At 67.8% G+C, this 13,070-nt stretch carries 13 protein-coding genes and 1 riboswitch; of the genes, 6 read left to right on the top strand and 7 right to left on the bottom strand.

The features are described from left to right. Positions 1 to 35 precede the first annotated feature (35 nt). Genes ACTHN1_RS03240 through ACTHN1_RS03230 form a run of 3 tightly spaced genes read left to right on the top strand, consistent with a single transcriptional unit; the run spans position 36 to position 2,016 of the window. Positions 36 to 599 carry an RNA polymerase sigma factor gene (locus tag ACTHN1_RS03240; RefSeq protein WP_440469571.1) on the top strand — a complete coding sequence of 188 codons (564 nt, stop codon included), beginning with the start codon at positions 36 to 38 and terminating at the stop codon, positions 597 to 599. Then, the gene (locus tag ACTHN1_RS03235; RefSeq protein WP_440469530.1) at positions 596 to 1,105 is read left to right on the top strand and encodes an anti-sigma factor; all 510 of its coding nucleotides are present in this window, start codon (positions 596 to 598) and stop codon (positions 1,103 to 1,105) included. The genes ACTHN1_RS03240 and ACTHN1_RS03235 overlap by 4 nt, the downstream gene beginning before the upstream one ends. Before the next feature lie 14 nt (positions 1,106 to 1,119). Next, positions 1,120 to 2,016, top strand: coding sequence for a DUF4097 family beta strand repeat-containing protein (locus tag ACTHN1_RS03230; protein ID WP_440469529.1), 897 nt, complete (start codon positions 1,120 to 1,122; stop codon positions 2,014 to 2,016). Positions 2,017 to 2,119: 103 nt separating this feature from the next. On the opposite strand, the gene ACTHN1_RS03225 is transcribed toward ACTHN1_RS03230, so the two are convergent. Together ACTHN1_RS03225 and hslO are read right to left on the bottom strand one after the other, a co-directional pair. Continuing rightward, positions 2,120 to 2,956, bottom strand: coding sequence for an XOO1806 family protein (locus ACTHN1_RS03225; protein ID WP_440469570.1), 837 nt, complete (start codon positions 2,954 to 2,956; stop codon positions 2,120 to 2,122). Positions 2,957 to 3,108: 152 nt separating this feature from the next. Further along, a complete protein-coding gene (hslO, locus tag ACTHN1_RS03220; RefSeq protein ID WP_440469528.1) occupies positions 3,109 to 4,005 on the bottom strand; it encodes an Hsp33 family molecular chaperone HslO in 897 nt (298 codons plus the stop codon). A 75-nt stretch (positions 4,006 to 4,080) separates the two neighbouring features. On the opposite strand from hslO, the gene mtgA reads away from it, so the two are divergent. From mtgA to ACTHN1_RS03205, 3 genes are read left to right on the top strand one after another with little or no spacing between them, the layout of a single operon-like run. After that, a complete protein-coding gene (mtgA, locus tag ACTHN1_RS03215; protein ID WP_440469527.1) occupies positions 4,081 to 4,851 on the top strand; it encodes a monofunctional biosynthetic peptidoglycan transglycosylase in 771 nt (256 codons plus the stop codon). Between the two features lie 6 nt (positions 4,852 to 4,857). Continuing rightward, entirely contained in the window at positions 4,858 to 5,883 is a 1,026-nt protein-coding gene (locus ACTHN1_RS03210) for a glycosyltransferase family 2 protein (protein ID WP_440469526.1), read from the top strand. After that, the gene (locus ACTHN1_RS03205; protein WP_440469525.1) at positions 5,843 to 6,271 is read left to right on the top strand and encodes a CBS domain-containing protein; all 429 of its coding nucleotides are present in this window, start codon (positions 5,843 to 5,845) and stop codon (positions 6,269 to 6,271) included. The genes ACTHN1_RS03210 and ACTHN1_RS03205 overlap by 41 nt, the downstream gene beginning before the upstream one ends. Before the next feature lie 3 nt (positions 6,272 to 6,274). Here ACTHN1_RS03205 and ACTHN1_RS03200 read toward each other — a convergent pair whose 3' ends face one another. From ACTHN1_RS03200 to ACTHN1_RS03180, 5 genes are all read right to left on the bottom strand, one after another. Beyond that, the gene (locus tag ACTHN1_RS03200; protein ID WP_440469524.1) at positions 6,275 to 8,218 is read right to left on the bottom strand and encodes an AsmA family protein; all 1,944 of its coding nucleotides are present in this window, start codon (positions 8,216 to 8,218) and stop codon (positions 6,275 to 6,277) included. 84 nt (positions 8,219 to 8,302) lie between these two features. Then, entirely contained in the window at positions 8,303 to 8,974 is a 672-nt protein-coding gene (gene trhA, locus ACTHN1_RS03195; protein WP_440469523.1) for a PAQR family membrane homeostasis protein TrhA, read from the bottom strand. 90 nt (positions 8,975 to 9,064) lie between these two features. Further along, positions 9,065 to 10,669: a peptide chain release factor 3 gene (locus ACTHN1_RS03190; RefSeq protein ID WP_440469522.1), complete on the bottom strand. Its 1,605-nt coding sequence runs from the start codon at positions 10,667 to 10,669 to the stop codon at positions 9,065 to 9,067. 65 nt (positions 10,670 to 10,734) lie between these two features. Continuing rightward, positions 10,735 to 11,715: a peptidoglycan DD-metalloendopeptidase family protein gene (locus ACTHN1_RS03185; protein WP_440469521.1), complete on the bottom strand. Its 981-nt coding sequence runs from the start codon at positions 11,713 to 11,715 to the stop codon at positions 10,735 to 10,737. Beyond that, the gene (locus ACTHN1_RS03180) at positions 11,712 to 12,779 is read right to left on the bottom strand and encodes a phytase (protein ID WP_440469520.1); all 1,068 of its coding nucleotides are present in this window, start codon (positions 12,777 to 12,779) and stop codon (positions 11,712 to 11,714) included. The genes ACTHN1_RS03185 and ACTHN1_RS03180 overlap by 4 nt, the downstream gene beginning before the upstream one ends. 132 nt (positions 12,780 to 12,911) lie before the next feature. Next, a riboswitch (SAM riboswitch) is annotated at positions 12,912 to 13,030 on the top strand. Positions 13,031 to 13,070 lie beyond the last annotated feature (40 nt).

Below are 13,070 nucleotides of genomic sequence, written 5' to 3'. Positions count from 1 at the left end.
AAAGGGATATGCTGAATGCCGCCGTGACCGACCTGATGACCGACACGACCGCCCTGGCGGCCGCCGAGACCGACAACGGGCTGGTCCGCGCCGCCGTCGGCGGCGACATGCACGCCTTCGAAGCGATATACCGCCGTCACGTCGGCCGCATCCATGGCGTAATCCAGCGCCTGGTCGGGGGCGCGGGTGTCCGCGCCGACGATCTGACCCAGGAAGCCTTCGTGCGGGCCTGGCAGGCGCTTCCGCAGTTTCGCTTCGAAAGCGCCTTCAGCACCTGGCTGCACCGGTTGGCGGTCAATACCGCCCTGATGGAATTGCGTTCGCGCCGGTCGCAGCCCTTGTTCGATGACGGCGAGGACCGCCTGGACGATCTGGGTATGGCCGATTCCGCCGGCCACAACACCGCGCTGTCGCTGGATCTGGAACGGGCGGTGGCGACATTGCCGCCCCGCGCGCGCGCCGTGCTGGTGCTGTACGACGTGGAAGGCTGGAAGCATGAAGAAATCGCCGGCGAACTGGGCATGGCGGTCGGCAGCTCCAAGGCGCAGTTGCATCGCGCCCGACAGTTGCTGCGTGAAAGATTGGGAGTAGAAGCATGAACGAAGACAACGATCGCCTGCGCTGGCAGCTCAAGGGGCTGCGCCAGGACACCCCACCGTCCCGGGACCTTTGGCCCGGTATCGCCGCCCGCATCGCGGAACTGCCGCAGCCGGCCGCAGGCACGCCGGCTGGCGAGGCCGGCACGGCCCGCAAAGCTCCATGGACGAGGACGGCGCCGCGCCGGCTGGTTCCCTGGGCAATGGCGGCCTCGATGCTGCTGGCGGTGGGATTCCTTTGGCAGGCCACGCACCTGACATCTCCGCAGGAGCCCTTGCTCCGCCAGGAAGCGGCGCAGCTGACGCGGGACTACCAGGGCGCGCTCGCGCAGATTCAAGGCGCCGAGGCCCACCCCGAACTGGGCGGCGCGCTGCAGGAGCTTGACCGCAGCGCCGAGGAGATTCTCGCCGCCCTCGACCGCGCCCCCAACACGCGCTTCCTGCTCGAGCAGTTGCGCCGGACCTATGCCAAGCGCCTGGCGTTGACCCAGCGCGCAGTGATGAGTTGACCAAGGAGCCCTCCATGTACAAGTTCCGAACTTCCCTGTTGCTGCTGTCGCTGGTCATGGCATGCCCGGCCCTGGCCGGCACACCCATCAACGAGAGCCATCGGCTGGATCCGCGCGGGCGCGTGGATATCAGCAACGTCAAGGGCCGCATCCAGGTCCGCACTTGGGACCGGCCCGAGGTCAAGATCACCGGCACGCTCGGCGCCGGCGTCGAGAAGCTGGAAATCGACGGCGGGGGCGAACACCTGAATGTCTCCGTCCGCTATCCGAACGGCAATGGATGGGGAGACAACAGGAGCGAGCCGACCGATCTGCAACTGATCGTGCCGCTGCGCGCGGATCTGGACATCGAGGCCGTGTCGGCGGACGTCGATGTCGAAGGCGTCGCGGCGGGCAGCCTGTCGATCGAAGCGGTCAGCGGCCAGGTGGTGGCGATCGGCGCGCCGCGAAGCGCGGACATCAGTTCGGTCAGCGGCGATGTCCGCCTGACCTTGAACAGTCCGGAAGTCGATGCCCAGACCGTCAGCGGCAGCCTGACCCTCAATGGGCGCCTGAGCGGTGAAGTCACCGTCGAAAGCGTCTCCGGCAATGTCAATGTCACGGTCCGGGATGAGCGCCTGCGCGAGTTCAAGGCCAATACGGTCAGCGGCAATCTCCGGGCCAGCACCGGCGTGGCGCCGAAGGCGGAGTTCCACATGGAGACGGTGAGCGGCAATGTGCTGCTGATCGTGCCGAGCAATCTGTCGGCCGAGGTGCGGGGCGAAACCTTCAGCGGCGACCTGCGCGCGCCGGGCGTGAAGATCGAGCGCAAGATCGGACCGGGCGCGAGTTTCCAGACCCGCTATGGCAGCGGCGATGGCGACATCAGCCTGGAAACCTTCTCCGGCAACGCGGAACTCCGGTTCGAGTGACGGCCGGAGAAATCCCAGAAAGCAGAAAGGCCGCGGAAAAAATCGCGGCCTTTTCTTTGCCCGGGTTTTTCAGCAGGCGCCGGCGAAGCCAAACGCGTGGGCGTCAGAGATCCTGCTCGTAACGCACGTAGGGCACCGTGCCTTCGTCGGCTTTGTCATTGCTCAGCGAGAACGGATTCTTGCCGCGGCTGATGACGTTCTCCGCGCCGACCGTCAGCTGGCCACTCCACGGCGTGCGCCAGGTGAAACCAAGTCCCAGGCCTTCCCACTTGCCGGGCTGGCCCGGCACGTCGATCACGCGGCCAATGATGTTGGCGCTGAAGGGACCGTAGCCACCGCCGACCGTGAAGGTCTTGCTGTTCCAGTGATCCGCGATGGCCGGCAGATCCGACGCCGGTACCAGACGGGCCCGGGCGACCGCGCCGCCGATGGACACGAAGCCCTCGCGACCGATGTTCTTTTCGCCGAAAACCGCCAGATCATTCTGTTCGACACGGCCGCCGGAAACCTTGCCGCCGGACAGCCAGACGGGCAGGGTGTCGCGGCCGGTACCGGCCGACAGGCCGAGACGGCCACCGGGGCGGTTGAGGGTGGCGCCGGCGCTGATGCGCTGACTGGCGCCGGTGGCGTCGTCGTTGTCGAGCGCCGCGAGCATGCAGTGGCTGGCCAGGCTGCCGATGTTGCCGACGATGCCGCTCTGGCGATTGCAGACCAGACCCAGCGAATCGCCGGCTTCCAGGCCGAAGGCCGCGCTGAGCGTGTTGCTGCCGAAGCGCCAGCGCGCGCCGGCGGCGGTTTCGCCGGTCGGTTCGAGCAGCAGCACGGCTTCAACCTTGCCGTTCGCGTTGTTCAGGATGGGGAGGGCGGTCGGCGCGGCGCGTTCGGACTTCTTCTGCTTGCTTTGCGCAGCCGCGCCCGTCGCCACGCCGAGGGCGAGCAGAACGGCTAACGGTAGTCGCAAATTACGCAGTTTCATGGCTCGCTTCAGACCCCGATCATCAATACGGAGTTCCCCTCCCGAAGGGGAACTGATGCTATGCCGTTTATGTTTCTTTAACAAGTCCCCATCGCCTGCTGGCATCCGAAACAACGCTACTGGAGCCTGGCAGGGGCCTCGATTCCGACCGACGGCAAGGGGAAAAGTTCCGTGATCTGATTGGCATCGAATTGGTATTGCTGACCGCAGAACTCGCAGCGGACCTCGGCGATCCCGTTGACCAGCGCCGCCAGGGCTTCTTCCTCTCCCAGCGATTGCAGCATCGCCGAAACCCGCTCCCGCGAACAGGAACAGCCAAAGCGCAGCGGCCGTTCGGCCATGCGCTCCGGCGCCTCCTCGTGGAACAGGCGGTGGATCAACAGGTGGGGCGGCGTGGCCAGCAGTTCCTCGTCGGACAGGGTGTCGAACAGGGCGCCGACCCGGTTCCAGCCGTCGGCGTCGCCTTCGTCACCGGGCAGCTTCTGCAGCATCAGGCCGGCGGCGCGCTGGCCGTCGCTGACCAGCAGCAGGCGGGTCGGCAATTGCTCGGACTGGCGGAAGTAGTCTTCGAAGGCCTCGGCCAGCGATTCGGCATCCAGCGACACCAGGCTCTGGTAGCGCTGCGGTTCGCGCGGGTCCAGACCTGGATTTTCAATGGTGATGGCCAGCAGAGCATCCTCGCCCAGCTCGCGCAGGTTGCGCGGGGCGTCCCGGCCGTCCTCCAACTGGGCGATGCCGCGCAGGGTGCCGGCCGCGGTGCATTCGGCGAACAGCGTGCGCAGCGCCGCGTGGCTGCGGAGCTGGATGGACAGGCGACCGTCGACCTTGGTGTGCCCGGTGAACAACACGGCCGCGGCGCAGGCTTCGCCCAGCAGCCGGGCGGCGACCGGCGGATAGGCCTGGTGCGCCAGCAGTTCGCGCCATGACGCGTCCAGATGCACGGTCACGCCGCGCACACCGGCCTTGGGCAACAGGAAACGGACCTGGGTGTCGCTGTCGGGATTGGGGTTCACGAAGACTCCGGGGTGCGGGAAAACGGGCCGCATCGGCATAATGCGGTCTTGCGATGACGATGGGGTGCACACACGATGGGGGCGAACCCGGCCTTCCTCAAGGCGGCGGGCAAGGGCGCGGACGCGAAGAGGTCCCGGCGGCGACGTTGGGGGCGATGGCTGCTCGCATTGCCGTTCCTGTTCGCCGCGGCCAGCGTGCTGCAGGTGGTGGTCCTGCGTTTCGTCGACCCGCCGCTGTCGGCCTTCATGGTCGCGCGCCAGCTGGAAGCCTGGGGAGAAGGAGACTGGGGTTTCCGCATCCAGCATGCCTGGCGGGATCTGGACCGGATCGCGCCGAGCCTGCCGCTGTCGGTGGTGGCCGCGGAGGATCAGAATTTCGCCGGCCACAACGGTTTCGACTTCAAGGCCATCGAGAAGGCCCGGGCCAGCAATGCCAAGGGACGCCGGTTGCGCGGCGCCAGCACGCTCAGCCAGCAGGTCGCCAAGAACCTGTTCCTGTGGCAGGGCAGCAACCGCCCCTCGCGCTGGGTGCGCAAGGGCTTCGAGGTCTGGTACACGTTGCTGATCGAAACCTTCTGGCCGAAGTCGCGGATCCTGGAAATGCACGTCAACATCGCCGAGTTCGGCGATGGCGTGTACGGCGCGCAGGCGGCCGCCCGCCGTTACTGGGGCAAGGACGCGTCGCGGTTGTCGCCGGCCGAGAGCGCCCGTCTCGCCGCGGTGCTGCCGGCGCCGCGCCGCTACAACGCGCGCAACCCGGGACCCTACGTGCAGCGCCGGGCCAACTGGATCCAGCGGCAGGTGCGCCAGATCGGCGGCGCGGCCTATCTCGAGCAACTGGACTGAGCGGCCATGGACGATGATCTGCTGACGGTGGTGATCGCGGCGCGCAACGAGGCCGAGGCCTTGCCGCGCTTGCATCCGCGCATCGCCGCGACCCTGGACGGCATGACCGGTCTGCGGACGCGGGTGCTGTACGTGGACGATGGCAGCGCGGATGACACCTGGCTGGTCATGCAGCGCCTGGCCGCCACGGATGCGCGGGTATCGCTGCTGCGGCTGTCGCGGAATTTCGGCAAGGAAGCGGCGCTGACCGCCGGGCTGGATCAGGTGACGGAGGGCGCGGTGGTCATTCTCGACGCCGACGGCCAGGACCCGCCGGAGCTCATTCCGGATTTCGTCGAGCGGTGGCGGCAGGGCTATGACAACGTGCATGGCACCCGCATCGCGCGCGAAGGCGAAGGTTGGCTCAAGCGTTCGACCGCGCACCTGTTCTACCGGCTGATCGGACGCCTTTCCAAGACCCCGATTCCGGCCGATACCGGCGATTTCCGCCTGCTTTCGCCGCGTGCGCTGGACGCCCTGCGTGGATTGCGCGAGCGCCACCGCTTCATGAAAGGGCTGTTCGGCTGGGTCGGTTACCGCCAGACCGCCATCGCCTACCGGCGCGAGCCGCGGCTGGCGGGCGACAGTAATTTCGGCTTCTGGCGGCTGTGGAATTTCGCCCTCGAAGGAATCACCAGCTTTTCCACCGCACCGTTGCGGGCGGCCACCTATCTGGGCGTGCTGACCGCGCTGCTGGCCTTCCTGGCGGCCATGTGGGTGGTGATCAAGGCGATGTTGTGGGGGGATCCGGTGGCCGGCTGGCCGACCATGATGGCGGTCATCCTGTTCCTCGGCGGCGTGCAGCTGGTGGCGCTGGGCATCATCGGCGAGTACCTCGGCCGGCTCTACGAGGAGTCCAAGCAGCGCCCGCTGTACCTGGTCGACGTATGGCAACCCGGCGCGGCAGGAGTATCCTTGGGACAGCCCGATCGACCTTCCGATGGAGGCAGTCATGCGCACGGTACGCCAGCTGTTGGGGGCCAAGAGCCCTGAAGTTTTCGCGGTTTCTCCGGACGACTCGGTACTCGACGCCATCAAGCTGATGGCGCAGAAAAGCGTTGGCGCGGTGCTTTCCATGCAGGGAGCGAGACTGTGCGGCATCGTTTCCGAGCGCGACTACGCGCGCAAGGTGGTGTTGCAGGGACGTTCCTCGGCCAACACGCCGGTCCGCGACATCATGACCAGCCGGGTCATCACGGTGGGCCTGGACGACACCGTCGATCGCTGCATGCAGCTCGTCACCGAGCATCGCATCCGCCATCTGCCGGTGCTGGAAGGCGAGCGCGTGGTGGGCGTGATTTCCATCGGCGATCTGGTCAAGGCCGTCATCGAGGATCAGCAACTGGAACTGGATCAACTGCAGCGCTACATCGCGAGCTGAGCGTTAGCGCGCGTACTGTCCGCCGCAGCCGGCGTCCTCGCCGGGGCCGAGTTCCAGCGTCGCCAGCAACGCGGCGGGCGGGGCGATGCTGCCCAGCGCCAGCGCGGTGGCGCCGCGCAATCCCAGCCGCTTGAAATCGGGGCGGAACGACGGGTCGCGGAAGGTTCCGCCAACCACCAGCGGTGAGCGCAGGGCCAGGATGCTGCGGTCCTTGGGGCGCGGACGCAGTTCCAGGTCAAGCGTCTCTTCCTTGAGGCTGATGTCGCCCTTGCCGACGATGAGCGTGTCGGTGGTGTCGAACGCCAGCGTGCGCGCGTGCATGACCCCGTCCCGCACGGCGAAGTCGCCGAACGCGCAGCGCACCGGCACGGTCTTGTCGCGGGTCAGCAGGAACTTGAGCGACTCGGCCACGTCCAGTCCCGCCAGTTCCATCAACAGGTTGCTGATCCGGCCCTGGCCCATGCCGAGCGCGATATCGCCGTCGGCGCTGCCGAGAATCTGCGCGACCGAATTGCCCGTACCGGTGATGGCCACGTCGCCGCCGATGCGGCCGATGGCGGTGCGGGTGATTTCTGCATCCGGGAACAGCCGTCCGAGATTGAGCCTGCGCACCGCGATGTCGGCGCGGGTGCGGATGGTGTCGGTCCGCGCATCCATGCGGATGGTCGAGCGTATGTCGCCCTCGGCGACGCCGAAGTTGAGCGGATCCAGTTGCAGCAGTCCGCCATCCAGGCGCAGGTGCGCGTCCATGTCGTCCAAGGGCAGCTTGGGCGCATTGATGCGATGCGCCTTCCAGCGTACATCCGCGTCCATCGCGCGCAGTTTGGTCAGGTCGTAGGGCGTGTCCGGCAGGACGCGCGCCTGCGCGCGCTGTCGCGCGGCCTCCGCCTTCTGTTCCGCGTTGCTGGTCTCGCCGGCGCCGGCTTGCGGCGAGGCGCCGACGAAGCCGGCCAGATCGTCGAAATCCAGGCGCCGCGACACCAGATTGGCGGCGAACAAGGGACGTGCGCGGCCCACCGTCACGCTGGCCGTACCCGCCAGATCGCTGTCGCCGACCTTGCCGGCGAAGCCGTCGTAGCGCCAGACGTTGCCGGCGCGGGTGAAGCGCCCGTCCAGCTGATAGGGCGGCGTCGGTGGGAGGGCGATGCCCAGCAGCGGATACAGGTCCTGCAGGTCGCGTCCGGCGAGCCGCAGCTTCAAGTCGAAGCTGCGCAGGCGCAGCGGATCCAGCAGCGTCCCGCGGGCATGCGCGCGGGTGGGACCCGCCTGCGCCCGCAGGTCGATCCGATAGGGTTCGCCGGCGTCGCGCAGTGCGAGGGGGGAAGCGGCGTGACCCTGCAGGCGGAAGGATTCGCCCGTCCAGTGCCCGCCGCCTTCGATGGCCACCGAGGGCGCGCCTTGCGGTCCCGGTGCCGCCACGCTGTCCAGGCGGATGTCGATGTCGGTCTTCCTGGCCGCGTCGAGGTACTGCAGCCGACCGTCGCGCACCCAGAGCCGGTGAAAGCGGATGTCGGTGTCGCCCCCCGGGCCGAAATCCCAGTTGCCGCGGCGATCGGGACCGGTCTCCAGGCGAAGCCGGGGTTCGATCAGGCGGATCCCGGGAATCCGGATGTCCCCGCGCAGCAACGGCCAGATTTCGATGTCCAGTTCCGCGCGCCGCGCCGCGGCCATCGTCGGTTCCTTCGACCAGGCGGCATTGCCCAGATGCAGGGCATCCGCGCTCACCGTGGTGACCCTGCCGAGGCGGACGTCCAGGTTGCCGTCGATGCGGAACTCGCGGCCGGTGCGGGCCTGGACCTGGCGCTCGAGCGGCCTCTTGAACCAGTTCCAGTCGAATAGGAGGAACAGTGCGATCAGGGCGGTTGCCACGGCCGCCAGGATGAGCCCGGTGCGGCGTGAAGGCCGGGGCCAGCGGAATGGCGTCTTGCGGGCAGGGACGCGATTCATGCGTCCACTAAGCCAGCGAAGTTGTTCAGGGAGCGCGAAAGCCGGGTCAAGCCCGGTTCGACGTGTTCAGCCGGGGTGGGCGCCTCAGGCGCCCGCGAGGCGTGGACGCAGGACCTGCTCGGTGACGGCGATGTAGTGGCAGACGCTGCCGGCGATCACGAACAGGTGCCAGATCGCGTGCGAATAGCGGATCGATTCGCGGTGATAGAAGTAGGTGCCCAGGGTGTAGAACAGGCCGCCGGCCAGCAGCCAGCCCAGGGTCCAGGCATCGAGCGAGGTCAGCAGCGGCTTGATCGCCACCATCACCAGCCAGCCCATCGCGATGTAGATCAGCGTGGACAGCAGCTTGAAGCGGCCGGTGTAGAACAGCTTGAAGATCACGCCGGCCACCGCGAGCGTCCAGATCGCCGCGAACAGGCTCCAGCCCCACGGCCCGCGCAGGCCGATCAGGGTGAAGGGCGTGTAGGTGCCGGCGATCAGCAGATAGATCGCGCAGTGGTCGAACACCTTCAGGCGACCCTTGGCGATCGGATGCTGGATGGCGTGATAGAGCGTGGAGGCGGTGTAGAGCAGCAGGAGGGTCACGCCGAACACGATCGAGGCGCCGAGCTGCCAGCCGTCGCCGTAGATGGCGGCCAGGGTGATGAGCACCGCGCCGCCGGCCAGCGCGGCCATCGCGCCCAGGCCGTGGGTCAGGGCGCTGGCGATTTCGTCACGGATGTGCGCGGCGCGCGGGTGGGAGTGTTGTGCGGTCATGCGCGGACGTTACCGCAATGCAGCAAGCGCTGCATCCATACGCCGCCCGGATCTTCAGCATGGAGCTGGAAACCCGGGCGGTGTGGCCCCTCACTCCACCGCCGTGGCGTGGGCGTGTTCGCGGGTGGCCAGGAACTGCACGGACGGTGCGCGCTCCTGCGCCAACTGCAGGTTGACCCGGGTGGGCGCCAGGTAGACCAGCTGCCCGGCGGCGTCCACGGCCAGGTTCATCGCGTTCTTGTCGCGGAACTCCTCCAGTTTCTTCGCATCGTCGCAGCGGATCCAGCGGGCGGTGGCGACGCTGACGTTCTCGAAGCTGGCATCCACGCCGTACTCGTCCTTCAGCCGGTAGGCGACCACGTCGAACTGCAGCATGCCGACCGCGCCGAGGATGAGATCGTTGCTCATCAGCGGGCGGAAGAACTGGGTGGCGCCTTCCTCGCTGAGCTGGGCCAAACCCTTCTGCAGTTGCTTGAGCTTGAGCGGATCGCGCAGGCGCGCGCGCCGGAACAGTTCGGGCGCGAAGTTGGGAATGCCGGTGAAGCTGAGCGACTCGCCTTCGGTGAAGGTATCGCCGATGGAGATGGTGCCGTGGTTGTGGATGCCGATGACATCACCCGGCCAGGCTTCGGCGGCGATCTCGCGGTCGCTGGCCATGAAGGTCAGCGCGTTGGCCAGCTTGATTTCCTTGCCGCTGCGCACGTGGAAGGCTTTCATGCCGGCTTCGAAGCGTCCCGAGCACACGCGCATGAACGCGACGCGGTCGCGGTGCTGCGGATCCATGTTGGCCTGGATCTTGAACACGAACCCGGTCAGCTTGTTCTCGGTCGGCTGCACGCTGCGCCCGGTGGTGGCGCGCGCCTGCGGCGAGGGCGCATGTTCGACGAAGAAATCCAGCAGCGGCTGCACGCCGAAGTTGTTGACCGCCGAACCGAAGAACACCGGCGTCTGCCGGCCCTCGCGGTAGGCCTGGAGATCGAACGGATGCGAGGCGCCCTGCACCAGTTCCAGTTCCTCGCGCAGGTGGGCGAGCATCTCGGCGCCGATCCGCGCTTCCAGTTGCGGATCATCCAGCGAGGCGAAGATGGTCGAGTCCTGGCGGGTGAAGTTGCGTCCCTGTTCGTACAGGTGGACCTCGCCGGTGATCAGGTGGACCACGCCCTTGAGGCGGCTGCCCATGCCGATCGGCCAGGTCACCGGCGCGCACTGGATGCCGAGCACGCGTTCCACTTCGTCCAGCAGTTCGATCGGCTCGCGGCCCTCGCGGTCCAGCTTGTTGATGAAGGTCATGATGGGGGTGTCGCGCAGGCGGCACACTTCCATCAGCTTGATGGTCCGTTCCTCGACGCCCTTGGCCACGTCGATGACCATCAGCGCCGAGTCCACCGCGGTCAGCACGCGGTAGGTGTCCTCGCCGAAGTCGGCGTGGCCCGGCGTGTCGAGCAGGTTGACGATCTTGCCCTCGTACGGGAACTGCATGACCGACGAAGTCACGGAGATGCCGCGCTCCTTTTCCAGCGCCATCCAGTCGGAGGTGGCGTGGCGGGCGGCCTTGCGGCCCTTCACCGAGCCGGCCATCTGGATCGCGCCGCCGAACAGCAGCAGCTTTTCGGTCAGGGTGGTCTTGCCGGCGTCAGGGTGGGAAATGATGGCGAAGGTGCGGCGGCGCGCGGCTTCGGTGGCGACTTCGGACATGGCGACGGCGCCCGCGCGGGCGCTGGGAACAGGGGAAAGGGGGGCGATTATACCGGGTCGGGTAGTCAGGGGCCGGGCCGTCCCGCCGGGGCGGGCGCGAGGGGCGGGGCCTCCGCCTGCTGGCGCGGGAACTGCAGCTGGCCCAGCGGACCGAACATCCGGAACGGCACCGATTCCAGGGACATGCCGCGATTCACCTGGATCACGAAGTGCAGATGCGGGGCGGTGCTGAAACCGGTATTGCCGGACAAACCGATGCGCTGGCCCTTGCGCACGTACTGGCCCTCGCGCACCTGCACGCCCTCGGGTTTGAGGTGGGCGTAGACGGCCATGCTGCCGTCGCCGTGGACGATGCGGATGAAGTTGGCGCGTCCGCCGTAGCGCTCGCGGTTGAGCCCGGCCTTGTCGAAATCCGACTCCACCTGCATGACCATGCCCTCGCGGGCGGCCAGGATCGGCGTGCCTTCCGGCACCGCGAAGTCGATCGCATGGAGGTTCTGGGTGTCGTTGTGGCTGAATCCGCCGCCCGGACCCTGATCCACCCGCACGCGCCCGTATTCGAAGGGCAGGCGGTATTCGTAATCCTGCGCGTGGGCGGCCGGATCACCGGGCAGGCTGTCCAGCGCCAGTTCGAAGTCGCCGCCGCGCATCGGATCGCGCATCGCGATGCTGGCGACCAGCACGCTGCTGCGCGCCGGCACCACCGCGGTGGCCGGCAGCAGCGGCTGCGCGGTGACGTTGCTGTCGCGCTTGAAACCCAGGCGGACCTCGACCGGGCCATGCAGCAGATTGTCCGCCCACGCCTGGTAGCGCATGCCGCTGCGCTCCAGCCGCAGGCGCACCAGCGCGCTGGGCGTGTTGTGGAAACGCAGCACGTCCACGCTGGCGTCGACCAGTTCGCCGGCCTCCGGCGGCCGGTCGCCGTACTGGGTGTAGCCCTGCTTGTCCTTCCAGCGGTACAGCCGCGCGGCCTCGCCGGGGACCGCGCCGGCGAGCATGACGGCGGTGGCGACACAGAGCAGGATGGCGCGCGGGGCGGGTTTCACGGCAAGCAGTCGTTTCCAAGATCGAGGGCGCGTGCGACATCGCGCAGATCGAAGGCGGCCAGCGACTGATCGTTGTGCAGGGCGAACAGCGCACCGGCCGGGAACCGCGCGGTCGACGCCGCGTAGATGGTCTCACCGTCGGTGTTGGCGACCTGTTCACCGCGGAAGATGCCGCGTGGCCGCAGCGTGGCGCGATCGAACACCCGGAACAGGGTCGGGGTGAGCTGATCCACCGCGATCCAGTAGCCACGATCCGCCGCGCAGGTCCACAGGGCGACACCCTCGGCGTCGGCGTCGAAGCGCGGCAGGCTGTAGCCACGGTACTGGCCGGACAGGGTGTAGTCGCGCAGGGTCGAGCCGATCCGGCGGTCCTCGTCGGCGATCAGCAGGCGATCGTGCGCCGGATCGCCGGCGATGGATTCGACCATCCGCAACGCGCCGGCCTCGTCGGTGGCGCCGAAGGTGCCGAGCAGGCGCGCCTGCACCGTCCCGTCGTCGTGTTCATCGACACGGAAATGCTTGATGCGCTGGTCGAGTTCGGACATCGGCGGCAACTGGCCGGTGCGGAAATCGGCCATGAAGCTGTCGGTGACGAACAGATCCAACTGGTTGGGTCCGGTTTCGTCCAGCCACAGGCCGTACGGCACCTTCAATACGTCCTGGCCGATCTGGGCGACGGGGGTGAATCCGGGCAGGCGCATCACCTGGACCCGATGGTTGTCGCGCTCGGCGACGAACAGCAGATCGCCGAACACGGCGATGCCGTTGGGGCGGTTGAACTGGCCCGGCGCCTGGCCGGGACCGCCGACGGTGCGCAGGCGTTCGCCGGTATCGGCGTCGTAGACCGCCAGCCGGTGGCTGGATTTGGCGGTGGCGATCAGCCAGACCTTGCCGTCCTCGGTGGGCCAGGCGGCCAGCGAGTCGAGTTCGTCCTCCGGCACCGGGACGGACACCCAGGCTTCGGGGACGATGGCGTCGGCGGCGGTGGTCGGCGTCGGCGCGGGCGGGCGGGAGGTGTGGTGGGGCCGGGTGGCGCAACCGGCCAGCAGGGCCAGGAGGCCCATCAACAGGTATTTCCTTGTCATGACAGGATTATGCGGCATGGGTCACGGAGCCGGGAGGGGGATTCCGGAAGATCCATCGCTCCATCCGCATAAAGCGATTGACACGGCTGAAAACCGCTGGCAAAGTGCCGGTCACCATCGAGACCGGCAGAGGGACAGGCCCGAAGAAGCCGGGGCAACCAGCGATGCGCAAGCGTCGTGGTCGGTGCCAAATCCTGCGGGGACCTCTGCGTCTGCCCGAAAGATGGTTCGTACCGTGCCTCCGCACGGCGAACGCGAGCTCCGCGAAAG

The sequence above is a fragment of the Pseudoxanthomonas sp. genome (assembly GCF_051953815.1).
In the GTDB taxonomy this organism is placed as follows: domain Bacteria; phylum Pseudomonadota; class Gammaproteobacteria; order Xanthomonadales; family Xanthomonadaceae; genus Pseudoxanthomonas_A.
The sequence above is the reverse complement of the archived record's forward strand: the minus strand, read 5'-3'. Positions and strand labels throughout refer to the sequence as shown.